Raw genomic sequence first — 17,907 nt, forward strand, 5'->3', positions numbered from 1 at the left:
CGCCGGGGACGCCGGCGGGTGTGGGTCGATGGGGTGGAAGGTGGATCGGGGCCCGATCACCGCACCGCATGCGCAAACGCCGCCGGAAAAATCCGACGTTGTTGCTGCGCGGCGGTGCGGGCGGTGCGGGCCATGGGTGGGGCGTCTAAACCATCAGGCCGCCGCCGCCAACTCCCGGTTCGCCTCCGCCGTGATCTCGAACGACCGCAGCCGGGCCGCATGGTCGTGGATCTGGCCGGTGACGATCAGCTCGTCGGCGCCGGTCCGTTCGATGAATTCGGCCAGGCCCTTGCGCACGGTCTCGCGCGATCCGACCACCGAGCAGCGCAGGGCGGACGCGAGCCGCGCCTTGGCGTCGGCCGGAAGTCGCGCCTCGTAGCCCTCCATCGGTGGCGGCAGGCGGCCGGGCATGCCGGTGGCGAGGTTGACGAAGGCCTGCTGCAGCGAGGTGAACAGCAGCTTCGCTTCCTCGTCCGTGTCGGCGGCGAAGACGTTCAGCGCCAGCATGACATAGGGCTTGTCGAGCTGGGCCGAGGGCTCGAACCGGGCGCGATAGGCGGCCACGGCGGCCTCCATCTCCTGCGGCGCGAAGTGGCTGGCGAAGGCGTAGGGCAGGCCGAGCGCGGCGGCCAGATGGGCGCCGAACTGGCTTGAACCGAGGATCCAGACGGGGACATCGAGCCCCTCGCCGGGCGTCGCGACGACCGCCTGGCCGGGCTGGGCCGGCTGGAAGTAGCGCATCAGCTCGACGACATCCTGCGGGAAGCGGTCGACGTCGCCGACCATGGTCCGGCGCAGGGCGCGGGCGGTGATCTGGTCCGTCCCCGGCGCGCGGCCGAGGCCCAGATCGATGCGCGGGCCGTACAGCGCCGCGAGCGTGCCGAACTGCTCGGCGATCTGCAGCGGCGCATGGTTGGGCAACATGATCCCGCCCGAGCCGACGCGGATCGTCGAGGTGCCCTCGGCCACATGGGCGATCAGCACGCTGGTCGCCGCGCTGGCGATGCCGCGCATGTTGTGGTGCTCGGCCAGCCAGAAGCGATTGTAGCCCCAGCGCTCGGCATGCTGCGCGAGGTCACGGCTGTTGTGCAGCGCCTGCTGCACGGTGGAGCCCTGAACGACGGGGGCGAGGTCGAGTACGGAAAGAGGGGTCATGGTTTCCATATAGGACGGACTTGGCGCGAACCAATCCTCCCCATGAAATGGGGAGGGGGACCACGCAAAGCGTGGTGGAGGGGGCAGCGCGGAGGGCGGCGGTCCAGTCCTGAATTCCGGTCCCTCCGGAGAGACCGGCGCTGCCCCTCCACCCTGCTCCGCAGGGTCCCCCTCCCCGCTTCACGGAGAGGAAGGAGTCTTACGGAATCAGCAGCACCCGGCCGACCGCCTGCCGGCTCTCGATGTAGGCATGCGCGGCCGCCGCTTCCGACAGCGGGAACTCGCGGTCGATGACGACCTTGATGTCGCCCCGCGCCGCGTCCTCGATCAGGCCCTGGATCATGTCGTGGGCGCGGTCGGTCATGATCTCGGCGCCGAGGAAGACGCCGCTGAGCGAGCGGTTGCCGCCCATCAGGCTGCTGACGTCGACGGTCATCGGCTCGCGGCCGGCGTTGCCGACCATCGAGACGCGGCCGCGATAGCCGAGCGACAGGATCGAGCCCTGCAGGGTCGGGCCGCCGACGCTGTCGACCACCAGGTTCACGCCCTTCTTGTCGGTGATCTTCATCACCGCCTCGGGCACGGCGTCCTTCGTGTAGTTGATGCCGTGGTCGAGGCCGTAGGCCTTGAGCTTCTCCAGCCGCGCGTCGCTGGAGGCGGTGGCCAGCACCGTCGCCCCGGCCCGCTTGGCCAGCTGGATGGCCGCCAGCCCCACGCCGGAGGCGCCGGCCTGGACCAGCACCGTCTCGCCGGCCTTCAGGCGGCCGAACTCGAACAGACAGTCGTGCGCCGTGCCGAAGGCCACCGGGATGACGGCGGCGTGGCGCGGGTCGAGGCCGCCCGGGATCGGCCAGCAGTTGCGCGCCGGCACCGGCCGCAGCTCGGCGTGGCTGCCGAAGCCGTCGACGGTGGCGACCTTCTGGCCGACGCGCAGATGGGTGACCTCGGACCCGACCTCGACGATCTCGCCGGACGCCTGGTAGCCGACGATGTGCGGCCTGGTGACCAGCGGGCCGCGCCAGCGGTTCAGGGTGTCACCGCCCTCGATGCTGACCGCCAGCACGCGGATGATGACGCCCTTGGGATGGCAGACAGGGTCGGGAACGTCCTCGTACTTCAGGACGTCGGGGGATCCGTTCTCGTAGTAGACGGCAGCTTTCATGGGGACTCCGAAGCGTTGATATCGTGCGTGGTTCGAGACGCTCGGCTGATGCCTCGCTCCTCACCATGACGAACAATTTTGCAGCCCGACCCTCTTCGTCATCCTGAGGAGCAATCCCTCAGGATCGCGTCTCGAAGGACGCGAGGCCGCTTTGCAGGCTACCCCCACACCGGCGGCTTGCGGCCGATCCAGGGGATTTCCTTCTCCAGCTGGCCGGCGAGGCGATAGAGCGTCGCCTCGTCGCCGAAGCGGCCGGTGAACATCATGCCGAGCGGCAGGTTGTCCTCGCTCTGCCAGAGCGGCAGCGACAGGCTGGGCTGGCCGGTGAAGTTGAACGGCGGGGTGGTGCCGTAGGTCGCCGCCTGGCGCTTGTCGAATTCCTTCACGTCCACCGTCAGCGGATCGAGCCAGTCGATGCGCGGCGACGGATAGCTCATCGTCGGGGTCAGGAAGACGTCGAACGCCTGGAAGCGTTCGAGGATCTGGATGTTGATCAGCCGCAGGGTCTGCCAGCCCCACAGCGCCTGCTGGCCGCTGACGCGGCGACCGCCGTCGTAGCCGCGCTGGGCCAGGGGTCCCAGTTCGCCCGGCTCCGGCTCGCGGCCGAGCCGCTCGACCCAGCGCATGATCGAGGCGGCGAAGTTGGAGGCCGAGACCAGGCCCTGGGCGCGATAGAGCAGGCGGTAGTCGATGCCGAGGCCCATTTCGAAGACCTCGTGACCGAGCGCCTTCAGCGTCTCGACCGTCTTCTGCGTCGCGGCGATCATCTCGTCGCCCATTGGCCGGCCACTCGGGGTCTCGGTGGACCAGGCGATCTTCAGCTTGCCCGGACTGCGGCTGACCTCCTCAAGGAAGGGCCGCTCCTTCTTCGGATGGGTGAAGGGGTCGCCCGGCTGCGGGCCGTCGGTGGCGTCGAGCATCGCGGCGCTGTCGCGCACCGTGCGGCTGACCACGTGGTGGACCGAGAAGCCGACGGCGCCGTCGGTGACCTCGCAGATCGGCGTGCGGTCGCGGGTGATCTTCATCCCGACCAGGCCGCAGTTGGCGGCCGGGATGCGAATCGAGCCCAGCCCATCGCTGGCGTGGGCCAGGGGGACCATGCCGGATGCCGTGGCGCTGGCCGCGCCGCCGGACGAGCCGCCGCTGATGTGCTCGGGGTTCCACGGATTGCCGCAGGGGCCCAGCCGCTCGGACTGGGTGACGCCCGGGATGCCGAACTCCGGCGTGTTGGTCTTGCCCAGCAGGACGACGCCGCTGTTGCGGTAGCGCCGGACCAGCTCGCTGTCGGCCGCGTCGGCGGCGACCTGGGCGAAGTTGGAGCCGGAGCTGCGCGGCCAGCCCTTCACCTGGGCCCCGAGGTCCTTGATCAGGAACGGCACGCCCTGGAACGGCCCCTCCGGCAGCGGCCCGGCGGCGACCTTGCGCGCCTCGTCATAGGCCTTGTGCACCACGGCGTTGAGGGTCGGGTTATGGCGCTCGATCCGCTCGATGGCCGCCTCGACCAGCTCGGCCGGCGAGACCTCGCCCTTCTTCACCAGCGCGGCCAGCCCGAGGCCGTCGTGGTCCGCGTATTCGGCGAACGCCATCTGTCTCTCCCGTGATCTTCTATCGCGCGGAGTGGAAGGCGAGCTTCTCCACCGGCGGCAGGTCGTGCGCCTGCGATTTCAGAGTTTGAAACGCTTGTTCGGCCGCGTCGAGGGCGAACTGGATGTCGGCGTCGGTCATCGCCGCGCAGAGGAACATATTGTGCCACGGATGGACGTAGACGCCCCTGGCCAGCATGGCGCTGGACCAGCAGAAGCCCTTGCGCAGGTCGGGGTCGTCGTCGAACAGGAACAGCGGCATGACGCCCGGCCCGGTCTGGCGGAAGCCGAAGCCGGCGGCGGCCGCGCGCTCGGCGAGGCCCGTGCGCAGGGTCTCGCCCAGCGCCGTGATCCGCTCGAGGTAGTCCGTCTCGCGCACCAGGCGCAGGGTCGCCAGACCCGCCGCCATCGCCGCCCCGGCGTACCAGAAGGAGCCGGTGACATAGATAGAGGCCGCCGCCTTGCGCGCCTTGTCATTGCCGAGCAGGGCCGAGATCGGGTGGCCGTTGGCGATGCACTTGCCCCAGGTCGAGAGGTCCGGCTGGACGCCGATCGTCGACCAGCTGCAGTCGCGGGCGAGGCGCAGGCCTGCGCGGACATCATCGACGATCAGCAGGGCGCCGGTCTGGTCGGCCAGTTCGCGGGCGCGGCGGGCGTAGGCGGGATCGGGCGCGGCCTGGTCGATGAAGGCGTCATGGCGGAACGGCGCGGCGAAGATGGCCGCCAGGTCGTCGCCGGCCTTGGCCACCGCGGCCTCCAGGCTGGCGATGTCGTTGTAGCTGCAGAAGATCTGGTTGGCCTTGTCCTCGGCCGTGGTGCCGGCGGGCCGCGGCGTGCACCAGGGCGCGGCCCCGTGATAGGCGCCCCGCGCCAGCACCAGCGTCTTGCGCCCGGTGTGCTGGCGGGCGGTCATCATCGCCATGGTGGTGGCGTCCGTGCCGTTCTTGCAGAACATCGCCCAGTCGGCGTGGCTGACCAGGGCCACGAAGGCCTCGGCCAGCTCGACCATCAGGCCTGTGGGGCCGGTCAGGGCGTCGCCCTGTCCGAGCTGGCGCACATAGGCCGCATCGATCTCCGGGTTGGCGTAGCCGAACAGGTTGGGCCCGTAGGCGCACATCAGGTCGAGGTAGCGCCGGCCGTCGGCGTCGGTGATGTACGCCCCGTCGCCCGACCGGAAGAACTGCGGATAGTCCTCCGGCAGCAGGCCCACCGACTGGTGGCCGTACATGCCGCCGGGAATGACCGCCTCGGCCCGGCGGCGGAGGTCGCGATCAACGCTGTTGGAGCCGCTGGCCGTCATCGTCTTCTCCCGGTCGATGTCCGGCCAGGAGCCTAGCAACGAAAAGGCCGCGGAGTCGCCCCCGCGGCCTGATCGGGTGAATGTCGGGCAGGCCTACTTGCCGCCGCCGTTCCAGATTTCCTCGGCCACCTCGACGAAAACCTCGATGTTGGTCGCCAGGTTGGCGCGGCTGATGCCGTTGTCGAAGATGATGTAGCGCGACACTTCCAGCGAATTGTCGCCGGCGTTGCGCACGCTGACCGCCGAGCGGTCGATTTCCTTCTCGCGCTTGTCGACCTCGGAGTCGGAATCGAGCGTGAAGCTGGCCGACAGGTTGGCGCCCTGGCAACGCTTGGGCGTGCCGCTGCAGACGGTGCCGTAGATGACGTACTTCATCCCGTTCGATGACTGGGCGCCGACATAGGGCGAGCCGCTGTCGAGCACGCCCTCCTTCGTCACCGTCGAGCCGGCGGCGACGATGGCCGCCTTCATGTCGGACGGACCCCAGTCCGACAACAGGCCGCTCTGCGCGAACGCCGCGCCGGGGGCCGAAAGCGCCAGCGCCAGCGCGCTGACCATGGCGAGGGATTTCAGCATGTCGTGGTTCCTGTTCACGAGTGTCCCGGTCGCCAGCCTAGAACAGCGTTCGCCGTCAGGCCAGCAGATCAGCGGTCTCAGGATGGCGCTTGAGCCAGGCCGCCGCATAACCGCAAAGGGGGGTAATCTTCACCGAGCGCGCCCGGGCCTGCGCCACCACGCCCTGCATCAGCCGGCCCGCCGTTCCCGCGCCGCGCAGCGCCGGCGGCGAGAAGACATAGTCGATGATCATCCGCCCCGGGGTCATCCGGTAGTCGGCGTAGGCGGTCAGGCCCTGTTCGACGAGTTCGAAGCGGCCCGCGGCGGTATTGTCGGTGATCTCTGACATGCTCTGGATCATAGACGTCTCGCGCGGCGTTGTGTTCCCCGATATCGTCGTTCGAATATAGACAGGGAGTCCACCGATGCGCATCGTCGCCGGCGTCTGTTTCGCCGCCCTCGCCCTCACCGCCTGCGGCAAGCCGGCCGACAAGGCCGGTCCGGCGCCCGCCGCCGTGGCCGCCAGGCCGCCGGTCCCGCCGGGCGTCGAAGCCGCCCCGCACCTGAAAGCCGGCCTGTGGGAGATCTCCGTGGGCGATGCGCCGATGAAGGCCAGTTCCTGCATCGATGACGCGACCCAGAATGACGCCGCCGCGCTCGGCCAGAGCATGGACCGCCGCAACTGCACCAAGAGCACGTGGAAACGGATCCCGGGCGGCGTGGCGTTCGAACTCGACTGCACCACCGAGGGCATGCACATGACCAGCAAGGGCACGGTCACGGGCGACTTCAACAGCGCCTATCGCATGGAGTCGGACGTCACCGGCAGCCGCGACGGCCAGAGCTTCACCCACAGGCAGGTCATCGACGCGAAATACATGGGCGCCTGCCCGGCCGGCATGAGCCCCGGCGACAAGCAGATCACCGTCAACGGCCGGACGATGGTCATGCCGGGCGGACGGGCGCCGGGCTAGGGATTGGGATTGGGGGCTAGGGGCTAGGGGCTAGGGGCTAGGGGCTAGGGGCTAGGGGCTAGGGGCTAGGGGCTAGGGGCTAGGGGCTAGTTTAGCGCGGACGTGCCGCCCCCCTAATCCCTAATCCCTAATCCCTAACCCCTGGTCCCTGTCCCCTCACACCAGTTCCACCGCCATCGCCGTGGCCTCGCCGCCGCCGATGCAGAGGCTGGCCATGCCGCGCTTGCCGCCGCGGGCCTGGAGCGCCGACAGCAGGGTGGTCAGGATGCGCGCGCCGGAGGCGCCGATCGGGTGGCCCAGCGCCGTGGCGCCGCCGTTGACGTTCAGCTTCGCGTGATCGATGCCCAGCTCGCGCATGGCGATCATGGCCACCACGGCGAAGGCCTCGTTGACCTCCCACAGGTCGACGTCCTCGGCCGTCCAGCCGGCCTTCTTCAGCGCCTTCTGCATCGCCGGCACGGGCGCGGTGGTGAACAGGCCGGGCTCATGGGCGTGGGCGGCGTGGGCCACGACGCGGGCGACGATCGGCAGGCCGAGCGCCCTGGCCACGCTCTCGCGGGTCATCACCAGGGCGGCGGCGCCGTCGCTGATCGAACTGGCGTTGGCGGCGGTGATCGTGCCGTCCTTGGCGAACGCCGGCTTGAGGCCCGGGATCTTCGACGGGTCGGCCTTCAGCGGCTGCTCGTCCTGGCTGACCGTTTCCTCGCCCTTGCGGGTCCTGACCGTCACCGGGGTGATCTCGGCGGCGAAGGCGCCGGTCTCGGTCGCGGCGCGGGCGCGGCCCAGGCTCTCGATGGCGTAGGCGTCCTGGTCCTCGCGGGTGAACTGGTAGGCCCGGGCGCTGTCCTCGGCGAACGAGCCCATCAGCCGGCCCGGCTCATAGGCGTCCTCGAGGCCGTCGAGGTACATGCTGTCGCTGATCACATCGTGGCCGATGCGGGCGCCGCCGCGGTGCTTGGCCATCAGGTAGGGCGCGCCGGTCATGCTCTCCATGCCGCCGGCGACGACCAGGTCGACCGAGCCGGCCGCCAGGGCGTCGTGGGCCATGATGGCCGCCTGCATGCCGCTGCCGCACATCTTGTTGACCGTGGTCGCCGCCACGCCGAGCGACAGGCCCGCCCCCAGACCCGCCTGACGGGCCGGCGCCTGGCCCAGGCCCGCCGGCAGCACGCAGCCCATGATGATCTGCTCGATCCTCGCCGGATCGACCCCGGCCCGCTCCACCGCGGCGCGCACGGCGGTCGCGCCCAGTTCGGTGGCTTTCACGCCGGTGAGCGCGCCCTGGAAGCCGCCCATCGGCGTGCGGGCGAAGGAGACGATGACGACGGGATCGGCGGACATGATCAGGACTCTCCGAAAGCAGACGGGGCTGATTTGAGCGTTCCGGGCGCCCCCCGCAAGCCTGTCCGCGCGTTGGGCAGTGGAATGGCGCCCGTCGACCGGCGGGCCCCAGCCTGAAGGACTGCCCCATGACCTGTCGCGTTCTGTTCGCCGGCGTCGCCCTCGCCGCCCTGCTCGGAGCCTGTGACCGCAAGCCCGACACGCCTCCCGCGCCGATCGAGGCGGCGGCGCCCGAACCCGTCGCCCTCGCGCCCGCCACGCCGCAGGCGCTGCCGCCCGCGCCGCCGGCCCGGGTCGTGGCCGCGCCGCGCGAGCGCGCCGACGACTACTGGACCCAGGCCGAGGCCGATGACCGCTACTATGACGAACGGCCGCCGTCCTACGCCTATGACTACGGCGACGAGGCCCCGGCGGTCTGGCTCGACGGCGAGATGGTCCGGCGGGTGGTCGAACGGCTCGCCGGCGGCGGGGAGCGCTCCTACTACTACCGGGCCGGCCAGGACCGGCCCTACTACGTCCAGGACCTCTACTACGGTTACGGCTACGACGACGGCTCGCTGGTGACGGTCTATGACGTGCGCCAGCGCCGGGCGCTGGACCGCGAGGCCACCCGGGCCCGCGCCGACGAGGCCGGCCGCTATCTGGCCCGGTCCCAGGCCCTGCGCCGCGCGGCCCTGCAGGCCGACGAGCGCGATCGCCGCCGGCTCGACAGCCAGCAATGGCGAGACTGGCAAGCCCGCCAGGATCGCCCGCGCCGGCCGGAGCGGCCCGCCGGCCAGACGCCGCCGCCGGTGATCGTCACGCCGCCCGCGCCGGTTCCGCCCGCGCGGGATACGCGTCCGGATCGTCCTGACCGCCCCGGGCGGCCCGATCGCGGGCCGGACGGTCGCCCCCCGGTCGCGACCCCGCCCACGGCCCCCGTGGCCAAGCCGACCGCGCCCGACGCGGCGACTCTGGAGCGGGAACATGAAGCGGCGCGCCGGGCCGCGCGGCTCAATCGCGAGGCCGAACTGAAGGCCCGCCGCGACGCCGCCGCCGCCAGGCTGCGCCCGCCGCAAACTCCGACGCCGCCGGTCGCGGCGCCCGCCCCGGTCTCGCGTCCGCCGGTCGCCGGGCCGACGCCCAAGGGCCTCACCCCGGCCCAGGAAGCCTCCGTCGCCGAGCGGCGCAAGACGGCGCAGGCCGCTGTCGACGCCCGCCGCGCCAAGGCCATCGCCGACGCCGAGGCGGCCCGCGCCGCTCGCGTGAAAGCCGCCGCCGACAAGGCCGCAGCCGATGCGGCGGCGCCGAAGGAGCCGTAGCCGTCGCTGAGGGATCCGGAAAAAGACGGGACGACGTCGGGGTCCGTTGACGCCGTCCCGAGTTGAGCAAAACAGGAAATGCGTTGCTAAAAACAACTTACTCAGGTTCGTCCCGAAAGACAACCCTCTTGCTTTCCCCTAACGGAAACCGCAAATTGCGCTCATGGGCCGTACAGCAGACTATTCGCACCAGAGCTGCGGCATCGCCGCCACCCTTGAGGTCGTCGGCGATCCGTGGACGCTGCTGATCCTGCGCGACGCGTTTCGTGGCGTGCGCCGGTTCGAGAAATGGCAGGATCACCTGGGCGTCGCCCGAAACGTGCTGGCCGCCCGGCTGAAGAGCCTGGTCGCCCACGGCGTGCTGGAGCCCCGACGCTATTCCGAGCGCCCGCCCCGCCAGGAATACGTGCTGACCGAGAAGGGCCGCGCCCTGCAGCCGGTGCTGCTGACCATGCTCGACTGGGGCAACCGCCACGTCTACGGCGACAACCCGCCGGTGCAGTTCATCCATGACCACTGCGGCCACGCCTTCACCGCGAAGCTGGTCTGCGAGCACTGCAACGAGGCCCTGATCCCCGGCGACCTGCGTCGGTCGGAGCAGACCGAAGGCGCCCTGACGGTCGGCGAGGCGCTGGCCAAGTCGGACCCCGCCTGAGGCTCAGGCCGTCGTCGGCCGCCAGGCGATGACCCCTTCCGTTCTGGCCCGGACCTCGGGCGTCCCCAGGCAGGTCTCGACGGCCTCGTAGCCCGCCGCGCCGACATGTGCGGCCACGACCATCGGCGGACTGTGATTGGCCGGACAGAACAAAACCGCCTCATCCGGACCGACAGCCGCCAGGTCGAGGATCGATGACGAACGGGTCATCAGGAACAGCGGCCGGCCGGTCCGGCCGCGCCGCCGAAGCCAGGCGATCACGGCTTCCTGCGTCGCCGGGTCGAGCCCCTGCTCAATCATGTCGACCACCACCGCGCCCGCTGAGTCGGCTTCCAGCGTCACAAGCAGGGCGGTCAGGGCGTCGCAAGCTGACGCGCCATCCTCGATCATCCAGGTCAGGGCCCGACTGACCCGCGCCTGCAGCGCCGGATCCGCCTCCAGCCGCGCACGCGCCGCTGCGGCGCTGTCGTCCAGCCGGTCCAGACCGAAGAACTCCGCGTCGGGAAGGGCTGCGGCGATGGCCCGCGCCAGCCGCGTCTTGCCGCTGCCGAGCGGCCCGACAATGTAGGTCAGAGGCCGGAGGTCGCGCAGTTCGAACCGCTCGCCACCCCACGGCCAGGGCAGGTCGAACGCCGCCACCGCAACGCCGGGCGCGCCCGACAGTCCGGCCAGATCGCGGAGGGTGGGCGCATTTCCGCGCGCCAGTTGGTCGCGCACCGCGCGGATCGCCTCAAGTGATCCGATCATGTCGCGAAAGCGCCGCTCCAGCACGGCCTGATGCGAGGCCAGGGCGGGCTCCAGTCCCGTGGGATCGCCGCCGATGACGCGCGCCACCTGCTCGAGGCTGAGACCCAGCCCGCGCAACGCCGCGATATCGCCGGCGCGCGCCATGTCGTCGGGACCGTAGGCGCGCCAGCCGGCCGGCGTCCGCCCCGGCGCAACCAGCCCACGCCGCTCGTAGAGGCGCAGGGCCTTGGCGGAAACGCCGAGCCGACGGGCGGCTTCGGCGGGACTCAGGAACCGGGGGAAAGCAGTCATGACTGACCTCGCTGATGACGAACCGGCGGTGTTATCGAGGCAGCCCCGGGGGCCGGGTCAAGCGGCTGGATCGGCCGGACGACATCTGCCAGCCTGTTTCACACCGATACTGTCCGGGAGATCGCATGATGCACGCAGGATCCTGTCTCTGCGGCGCGGTCCGCTTCACGGTCGAGGGCGAACTGTCCGCGCCGGACGCCTGCCACTGCACCCTGTGCCGCAAGACGTCCGGCCACTTCTGGGCCTCGACCGACCTGCCGGAATCGTCGGTGACGATCCAGGGCGCGGAGCGGGTGACCTGGTTCCAGTCCTCGGAGAAGGTGCGGCGCGGTTTCTGCGCGACCTGCGGCTCGGCGCTGTTCTGGAAGCCGGTCCGCCACCCGTGGATCGCCATCGCCATGGGCGCCTTCGACGCACCGACCGGCGCGCGGATGGGCAAGCACATCTTCGTCGCCGACAAGGGCGACTACTACGACATCGCCGACGGCCTGCCGCAGAACCCGCAGTAGTCTGGCGACACGTACCGGCGGTACATGTCCCCGGCGCTTGACTCCCTGACATGCGTCAGATATTTCTGACACATGAAATCGAACGCGCCACCGACGGGAGATCAGCTGCTGGCCATGCTGGCGGCGCTGGCCAGTCCGCATCGGCTGCGGATCATCGCGGCCCTGCGGGACGGCGGCCGCAACTACATCAGCGCGCTGGCGCGGGAGCTCGGCATCAGCCGCCCGCTGCTGCACCTGCATCTGCAGAAACTCGAGGACGCCGGTCTGGTGACCAGCCAGCTGGAACTGTCCGCCGACGGCAAGGCGCTCAACTACTTCGAGGTCGCCGATTTCGCCCTTCACCTCACGCCCGACGCCATCGGCGACGCGGCGCGCACCCTCTCAAGCAAGCTCGACACGTAAAGGCCAAGCCCATGTCCGCCACCCTCTACCTGACGACCATCTGCCTGCCGCTCGTAACCTTGCTGGCGATCTTCGGCATGCGCTACTACGCCCAGGTCCAGCAGGCGAAAGCCCGGCTGGTCAGTGACGCCGCCCTCGCCGCCATCGAGACGCGCCTCGCCGCGATCGAGAAGATCCTCAGGGACGTCGGCTAACCGCCCGCCCCCACTCCCTCTCCCATCTCTGCAAGGAAATCCCGGCATGACCCAGGTCCCGCTGTTGCGCCTCTATGCCCTCAGGGCGGCCTATCTGCTGATGTCGGTCGGGCTCGGCCTGACCATCTGGCCGGGCATCTTCCACCACGAGACGCCCTGGCCGCTGATGTACGGCGTGGTCCAGTGCGTGCTGGCGGCCGTCTCGCTGCTGGCGCTGCTCGGCCTGCGCCATCCGCTGAAGATGCTCCCGCTGCTGATGTTCGAGATGATCTGGAAGGGCCTGTGGCTGGCGCTCGTCGGCATCCCCGCCTGGCGGGCCGGCGGGATGAGCGCCGGCACGGCCGAGACCCTGCTGGCCTGCGGCATGGGGGTGATCTTCCCGATCGTCATCCCGTGGCGGTACGTGTGGCAGACCTACGTCGCGGCGCCGGGCGATCGGTGGCGGTAGCGGACCGGGGACACGCACCTTTCATTTATGGTTAAAGCAACCTTGCCATGATGGCCGCTGGGTTATCCGGGGCCATCGCGTTGCGCAGTCTGATCGCCGCCGTCGAGCGTATCGAGCCGCTGTCCGTCTCCTGCCGCGTGGCGGCGGTGAACGGGCTGCTGATCGAGGCGCGCGGCGGGCTGACCCATCTGGCCGTCGGGGCCCGGGCCGAGATCGAGCGCCGCAACGCGCCCTCCCTCGCCGCCGAGGTGGTCGGCTTCCGCGAGACCCGCGCCCTGCTGATGCCGTTCGGGCCCGTCGAGGGCATCGCGCCCGGAGCCGAGATCCGCATCCAGCCGGACGGCGGCATGGTCCGTCCGCACAAGGCCTGGCTCGGCCGGATCATCGACGCCTTCGGCAACCCCATCGACGGCAAGGGTCCCCTGCCGCAGGGCGCGTCGCCCTACAGCCTGCGCGCGCCGCCGCCGCCGGCCCATGCCCGCGGCCGGGTCGGCGAGCGGCTGGACCTCGGCGTACGGTCGATGAACGTCTTCACCACCACCTGCCGCGGCCAGCGCCTGGGCATCTTCGCCGGCTCGGGTGTCGGCAAGTCGGTGCTGCTGTCGATGCTGGCTCGCCAGGCCGACTGCGACGCGGTCGTGGTCGGGCTGATCGGCGAACGGGGCCGCGAGGTGCGCGAGTTCATCGAGGAGACGCTCGGCGAGGAGGGACTCAAGCGCGCCGTCGTCGTCGTGGCCACTTCCGACGAGCCGGCGCTCAAGCGGCGGCAGGCCGCCTACATGACCCTGGCCGTGGCCGAGGCGATGCGCGACCAGGACCTGGAAGTGCTGTGCCTGATGGACTCGGTGACCCGCTTCGCCATGGCCCAGCGCGAGATCGGCCTGGCCGCCGGCGAGCCGCCGACGACCAAGGGCTATACGCCCACCGTGTTCACCGAGCTGCCCAAGCTGCTGGAGCGGGCCGGACCCGGTCCGATCCGGCCGGACGGCTCGACGGCGGGCCCGATCACCGGCCTGTTCACCGTGCTGGTGGACGGGGACGACCACAACGAGCCGATCGCCGACGCCGTGCGCGGCATTCTCGATGGCCATATCGTGATGGAAAGGGCGATCGCCGAGCGCGGACGCTTCCCCGCCATTAACGTCCTCAAGTCCATAAGTCGGACCATGCCCGGCTGCCAGTTGCCCCACGAACGCCAGATCGTCTCCAACGCCCGCCAGACGCTGGCGGCGTGGGCGAACATGGAGGAGCTGATCCGCATCGGCGCCTATCGTCCCGGCGCCGACGCCCAGGTCGACCGGGCCATCGCCCTGAACCCCGATCTCGAGGCCTTCCTGAGCCAGGACAAGGACGAGGTCACCAGCCTCGACGACGCCTTCGCCGGCCTCGACCAGATTCTCGGTAGCGCCTGATGAAGGCCATGGGCTCCCTGATCCGCATCTCGACCTTCGAGGTCGAGAGCCTGCAGAAGCGGCTGGCCGAGATCGTCGACCGGCGCACGGCCGTCGAGATGCGGCTGGCGGTGCTGGAAGCCGAGGGCGAGTCCGAACTGCAGAACGCCCGCGCCGACGCCGAGGCCGGCTGGTACATGGCCGGCTTCCGCGAGGGGCTCAGGCAGCGAAAAGCCGCCGCCCAGGCCGCGCTGGACACGATCGCCCTTGAAGAGGCCGGCGCCCGCGACGCGCTGAGCGAAGCCTTCGAGGCGCTGAAGAAGTACGAACACGTCGCCGAAGCCACGCGCCAGGCCGCCCGCAAGGAAGCCGGCCGCCGCGAAACCGCCGCCCTCGACGAACTGGGGCTGCGCAGAGCCGTCGGGCGGTGAGACGGCCGCGCGAAAGCGGGGAAGGCGGAAGCGGGGACAGTTTAACCTGTCCCAAGGGACAGGTTAAACTGTCCCCTGCGCATGCCCCTGCGCTCGCCCCCCTCTCCCGCCGCCTGGTCCTCGCGTCCGGCCTGGCCCTCGCCGCCTGTGGCCGCGAACCGGCGACAGCGCAGCCGGTTCCTGAGCCGCCCCTCAAGTCGCTGGCCCCGTTTCGCATCGGCACGGCCGTGCGGGCGGCCGAACTGACCGATCCGGCCTACGGCGACCTCGTCGCCCGGCACTTCTCCCAGATCACCGCCGAGTGGGAGATGAAGATGGAATACGTCGTCCAGCCGGACGGCGCGTTTCGCTTCGACCGCGCCGACGCCATCGCCGGCTTCGCCCAGCGGCGCGGCCTGAAGCTCTTCGGCCATACCCTGGTCTGGTACGCCAACGAGCCCGAAGGCTTTCTGCGGCTCGATGAGTCGCGGCAGTCGTTCGAGGCGGCCCTGCGCAACTACGTCACCGCCATGGTCAGCCGCTATCGCGGCATCGCCACGGGCTGGGACGTGGTCAACGAGCCGGTGATGGAGAACGGCGAGGGCCTGCGGGAGAGCCTGTGGACCCGCAGGCTCGGCCAGACCGGCCACTTCAGGGTGGCGTTCGAGGCCGCCCGGGCCGCCGATCCGGCGGCGGTGCTGTTCGTCAATGACTACCACCTGGAAAGCCGGCCGGCGAAGCTGCGCGCCTACCTGCGGCTGATCGAGCAGCTGCTGAAGGACGGCGTGCCGCTCGGCGGCATCGGCTGCCAGACGCATTGCTGGTCGGAGCTGCCGTCCGGCGCGATCACCGCCACGCTGAAGCAGCTGGCCGGCTTCGGGCTGCCGATCCACCTGTCGGAGATGGATGTGTCGGTGGTCCAGGGCGGAATGCTGGCGTCACGGCCCGAGGCCGAGCAGCGGCAGGCGCGCCTGTACGCCGAGGCCGTGGAGGCCTACGCCGCCCTGCCCGAGCGGCAGCAGTTCGCCTTCACCGTCTGGGGCCTGCGCGACCGGGACAGCTGGCTGAAGCGGGAAAATGCGTCGGACAGACCGCTGCTGTTCGATGACGCGGGACGGCCCAAGCCGGCGTTCAGCGCGGTGGTGAACGCGCTCAGACGTCCAGGGTCGGCGGGCTGACCGGCTTTTTCAGCACGTGGTCGGCGTCGCTGGCGTGGCGCAGGGCGCGCAGGTCGTCGGCGATGCGGAAAATGGCCACGTAGAACTCGCAGAACGAACGCCACAGCAGGCTGAGCGCCAGGCCGACGAGCACGCCGGCGATGGCCACCGGCAGGGCCAGCAGCTTGCCGATGATGTTGGTGTCCTGCAGCGCCACGCCGACAGCGGCGCCGATGGCGCCGAAGATGCCGATGATGATCACGCCGAGGCCCGCCCAGTAGATCAGATGGATCACCGGGCCCGTCATCAGGCGGTCAAAGGTCAGCAGATCCCAGAGCAGGGTGCTGGTGGAGCCTTGTCTCTTCTTCGGTCTGGCCGGAGCCATGCGCAAGCTTCCCCGGCGGCCCTGGCGCCGCCCTCACGGCCGCATCTCTATCGGCGCGCGGGGCGCGGGGCAATGGCGACGAAGGGTCCCGACGACGCGAATCCGTCAGGACCCGGTCGTGTGCGCTACTGCGGAGGCTTCGCGCCGGCCCCGACGTCGGCGGCCGTCTGGCTGCTGACGGCCACGCCGCCGTCCAGCCGCAGGCTGGCGGCCGGCACCGTGATGAAGCCGCTGCCGGTGCGGATGGCGACGCGGCCTTCCGTGGCCATGCCCTCCTTCGGGTCCATGACGGTCCCGATCTGGACGCCGGCCGAATCGCGCACGACCGTGCCGATCGGGAAGCTGGCGGCGGCGTTGGCGGTCGCGCTGACGTCCGCGCCGGCGGTCGTGGCGGCCGGCGGCATGGCGGCCTTCGGCGGCATCGCCGGAAGGGCGGGCGTGGCGGGCATGGCGGGCGCGGCCGGCGGTGTTACGGCGGCCTTGCCGGCGAGGTCGACAGTCTGGGCCTGGGCGGTTCCGGCGATCACCAGCGCGCCGATGGCGCCGAGGCCGGACAGGACGGTCTTGTAGGGCATGAGGTCAAACTCCGTGACTTTCCCCGCCCCCTCAGGCTGCAATAACCGCCTGACAGCGCCCCGGGTTCCGTCGGGTGACGGCTTGCGGGGAGCGCCGCGCGCCCGATACGGTCACGCAAAACCAGACAGGGAGACGCTCGCCATGAGCACGCAGGACCGGATTTCCGTGACCATCGAGGGCGGCGTGGCCGACGTGCGGCTCATCCGCACCGACAAGATGAACGCCCTGGACGACGCCATGTTCGACGCGCTCGTCTCCACCGGCGAGCGGCTCAAGACCGAGGCCGGCGTCCGCGCCGTGGTGCTGTCGGGCGACGGCCGCGCCTTCTGCGCCGGGCTGGACATGGGCAACTTCGGCAAGATGGCCTCGGGCGAGCGCAAGGGCGGCGACGGCCTGGTCAACACCAGCCGCACGCCCGGCGGCGCCAACCGCGCCCAGCAGGCGGCCATGGTCTGGCGCGAGGTCCCGGTGCCGGTGATCGCCGCCATCCACGGCGTGGCCTTCGGCGGCGGCTTCCAGGTCGCCCTCGGCGCCGACATTCGCTACGTCACCGCCGACGCGAAGATGTCGATCATGGAGATCAAGTGGGGCCTGGTGCCCGACATGGCCGGGCTGGTGCTGATGCGCCATCTGGCCCGCGACGACGTCATTCGCGAGCTGACCTATTCGGGCCGCCAGTTCAGCGGCGAGGAAGCCGTCGGCTACGGCTTCGCCACCCGCGTCTGCGCCGATCCGCGCGCCGAGGCCCTGGCCCTGGCTCATGAGATCGCCGGCAAGAACCCGCACGCCATCCGCGGCGACAAGCGGCTGATCGACCTGGCCGCCTCCGGCGCCGACCAGCACGCCGTGCTGCTCGCCGAGTCGAAGGAACAGGGCGCCCTGATCGGCTCGCCGAACCAGATCGAGGCGGTCATGGCGACGATGCAGAAGCGCGCGGCGGTGTTCGCGGAGGCGTGACCGGTCGGGACGGACACCGAAGGGTGTCCGTCCCTCCGGCTACTTCAGCAGCTTCCCGATCGCGCCGCCGATCGCGCCGCCGGCGGCCGAGCTGAGCGTGCCGATCGCCAGGATGGCCGGCGGAACGTCGCCCAGCAGGCAGGATACCGCGATGCCCAGCAGGGCGCAGAGCGCCCCTGCGATGACGCCGCCGAGCGTGCTGTCGCTCCAGGAGCCCTTCGCCGCCCGGGCGTAGAGCAGACCGGCGACCAGCGAGATCAGAATGCCAACGATGGCGAACAGATTGGCCACGGCCGGGACCCAGTGTCCGGCCAGAACCATGATGAGTTGCAGCACCGTGCCGACGACGGTCGCGTTGATAAGCGCCTTGCGGTTCATGTGGTGTCCTCCCCTTTGTGGAGGGAGGATGGCCCG

The 17,907-nt window shown here is 70.6% G+C and carries 22 protein-coding genes; 11 read left to right on the forward strand and 11 right to left on the reverse strand.

The features are described from left to right. Positions 1-153: 153 nt before the first annotated feature. The 6 genes from AC1RN0_RS15105 to AC1RN0_RS15130 form a co-directional block, all read right to left on the reverse strand. Positions 154-1,155, reverse strand: a complete 1,002-nt coding sequence (locus tag AC1RN0_RS15105; RefSeq protein WP_492788279.1) for an LLM class flavin-dependent oxidoreductase — start codon at positions 1,153-1,155, stop codon at positions 154-156. Positions 1,156-1,354: 199 nt separating this feature from the next. Next, positions 1,355-2,317, reverse strand: coding sequence for a quinone oxidoreductase family protein (locus AC1RN0_RS15110; protein ID WP_492788280.1), 963 nt, complete (start codon positions 2,315-2,317; stop codon positions 1,355-1,357). A 158-nt stretch (positions 2,318-2,475) separates the two neighbouring features. Further along, entirely contained in the window at positions 2,476-3,903 is a 1,428-nt protein-coding gene (locus AC1RN0_RS15115) for an amidase (protein ID WP_492788281.1), read from the reverse strand. A 19-nt stretch (positions 3,904-3,922) separates the two neighbouring features. Next, the gene (locus AC1RN0_RS15120) at positions 3,923-5,200 is read right to left on the reverse strand and encodes an aminotransferase class III-fold pyridoxal phosphate-dependent enzyme (RefSeq protein ID WP_492788282.1); all 1,278 of its coding nucleotides are present in this window, start codon (positions 5,198-5,200) and stop codon (positions 3,923-3,925) included. A gap of 93 nt (positions 5,201-5,293) precedes the next feature. Beyond that, a complete protein-coding gene (locus AC1RN0_RS15125; protein WP_492788283.1) occupies positions 5,294-5,776 on the reverse strand; it encodes a hypothetical protein in 483 nt (160 codons plus the stop codon). Positions 5,777-5,831: 55 nt separating this feature from the next. Further along, complete coding sequence (locus AC1RN0_RS15130; protein ID WP_492788284.1) at positions 5,832-6,104, reverse strand: GNAT family N-acetyltransferase; 273 nt, start codon at positions 6,102-6,104, stop codon at positions 5,832-5,834. Between the two features lie 76 nt (positions 6,105-6,180). Here AC1RN0_RS15130 and AC1RN0_RS15135 point away from each other — a divergent pair, with 76 nt between their 5' ends. Then, entirely contained in the window at positions 6,181-6,729 is a 549-nt protein-coding gene (locus AC1RN0_RS15135; RefSeq protein ID WP_492788285.1) for a DUF3617 domain-containing protein, read from the forward strand. Between the two features lie 156 nt (positions 6,730-6,885). Here AC1RN0_RS15135 and AC1RN0_RS15140 read toward each other — a convergent pair whose 3' ends face one another. Continuing rightward, entirely contained in the window at positions 6,886-8,073 is a 1,188-nt protein-coding gene (locus AC1RN0_RS15140) for an acetyl-CoA C-acyltransferase (RefSeq protein WP_492788314.1), read from the reverse strand. Positions 8,074-8,198: 125 nt separating this feature from the next. On the opposite strand from AC1RN0_RS15140, the gene AC1RN0_RS15145 reads away from it, so the two are divergent. Both AC1RN0_RS15145 and AC1RN0_RS15150 read left to right on the forward strand, forming a co-directional pair. Further along, positions 8,199-9,371 (forward strand): hypothetical protein, encoded by a 1,173-nt coding sequence (locus tag AC1RN0_RS15145; protein WP_492788286.1) that lies wholly within the window; start codon positions 8,199-8,201, stop codon positions 9,369-9,371. Positions 9,372-9,534: 163 nt separating this feature from the next. Continuing rightward, positions 9,535-10,026, forward strand: coding sequence for a winged helix-turn-helix transcriptional regulator (locus tag AC1RN0_RS15150; RefSeq protein ID WP_492788287.1), 492 nt, complete (start codon positions 9,535-9,537; stop codon positions 10,024-10,026). 3 nt (positions 10,027-10,029) lie between these two features. Here AC1RN0_RS15150 and AC1RN0_RS15155 read toward each other — a convergent pair whose 3' ends face one another. After that, on the reverse strand, positions 10,030-11,064 hold the full coding sequence (locus tag AC1RN0_RS15155; protein ID WP_492788288.1) for a MerR family transcriptional regulator: 1,035 nt from the start codon (positions 11,062-11,064) through the stop codon (positions 10,030-10,032). A gap of 125 nt (positions 11,065-11,189) precedes the next feature. Between AC1RN0_RS15155 and AC1RN0_RS15160 the strand changes: the two genes are divergently transcribed. The 7 genes from AC1RN0_RS15160 to AC1RN0_RS15190 all read left to right on the forward strand — a co-directional run bounded on the left by AC1RN0_RS15160 (position 11,190) and on the right by AC1RN0_RS15190 (position 15,596). Beyond that, the gene (locus tag AC1RN0_RS15160) at positions 11,190-11,573 is read left to right on the forward strand and encodes a GFA family protein (RefSeq protein ID WP_492788289.1); all 384 of its coding nucleotides are present in this window, start codon (positions 11,190-11,192) and stop codon (positions 11,571-11,573) included. 72 nt (positions 11,574-11,645) lie between these two features. Continuing rightward, a complete protein-coding gene (locus AC1RN0_RS15165) occupies positions 11,646-11,975 on the forward strand; it encodes an ArsR/SmtB family transcription factor (RefSeq protein ID WP_492788290.1) in 330 nt (109 codons plus the stop codon). Between the two features lie 11 nt (positions 11,976-11,986). Beyond that, positions 11,987-12,169 carry a hypothetical protein gene (locus AC1RN0_RS15170; protein ID WP_492788291.1) on the forward strand — a complete coding sequence of 61 codons (183 nt, stop codon included), beginning with the start codon at positions 11,987-11,989 and terminating at the stop codon, positions 12,167-12,169. Positions 12,170-12,215: 46 nt separating this feature from the next. Next, the gene (locus tag AC1RN0_RS15175) at positions 12,216-12,617 is read left to right on the forward strand and encodes a hypothetical protein (RefSeq protein WP_492788292.1); all 402 of its coding nucleotides are present in this window, start codon (positions 12,216-12,218) and stop codon (positions 12,615-12,617) included. 80 nt (positions 12,618-12,697) lie between these two features. Further along, a complete protein-coding gene (gene fliI, locus AC1RN0_RS15180) occupies positions 12,698-14,029 on the forward strand; it encodes a flagellar protein export ATPase FliI (protein WP_492788293.1) in 1,332 nt (443 codons plus the stop codon). Further along, positions 14,029-14,439 (forward strand): flagellar export protein FliJ, encoded by a 411-nt coding sequence (locus AC1RN0_RS15185; protein ID WP_492788294.1) that lies wholly within the window; start codon positions 14,029-14,031, stop codon positions 14,437-14,439. The genes fliI and AC1RN0_RS15185 overlap by 1 nt, the downstream gene beginning before the upstream one ends. A gap of 215 nt (positions 14,440-14,654) precedes the next feature. Further along, complete coding sequence (locus tag AC1RN0_RS15190; RefSeq protein WP_492788315.1) at positions 14,655-15,596, forward strand: endo-1,4-beta-xylanase; 942 nt, start codon at positions 14,655-14,657, stop codon at positions 15,594-15,596. Here the strand turns inward: AC1RN0_RS15190 and AC1RN0_RS15195 are convergent. Together AC1RN0_RS15195 and AC1RN0_RS15200 are read right to left on the reverse strand one after the other, a co-directional pair. Continuing rightward, complete coding sequence (locus AC1RN0_RS15195) at positions 15,571-15,960, reverse strand: DUF4282 domain-containing protein (protein ID WP_492788295.1); 390 nt, start codon at positions 15,958-15,960, stop codon at positions 15,571-15,573. The genes AC1RN0_RS15190 and AC1RN0_RS15195 overlap by 26 nt on opposite strands. A gap of 125 nt (positions 15,961-16,085) precedes the next feature. After that, a complete protein-coding gene (locus AC1RN0_RS15200; RefSeq protein WP_492788296.1) occupies positions 16,086-16,535 on the reverse strand; it encodes a hypothetical protein in 450 nt (149 codons plus the stop codon). A gap of 142 nt (positions 16,536-16,677) precedes the next feature. Between AC1RN0_RS15200 and AC1RN0_RS15205 the strand changes: the two genes are divergently transcribed. After that, on the forward strand, positions 16,678-17,493 hold the full coding sequence (locus AC1RN0_RS15205) for a crotonase/enoyl-CoA hydratase family protein (RefSeq protein WP_492788297.1): 816 nt from the start codon (positions 16,678-16,680) through the stop codon (positions 17,491-17,493). A 39-nt stretch (positions 17,494-17,532) separates the two neighbouring features. On the opposite strand, the gene AC1RN0_RS15210 is transcribed toward AC1RN0_RS15205, so the two are convergent. Further along, entirely contained in the window at positions 17,533-17,871 is a 339-nt protein-coding gene (locus tag AC1RN0_RS15210; protein ID WP_492788298.1) for a hypothetical protein, read from the reverse strand. Between the last annotated feature and the right edge of the window lie 36 nt (positions 17,872-17,907).

It is taken from the genome of Caulobacter sp. GW821-FHT12F03 (assembly GCF_058806855.1).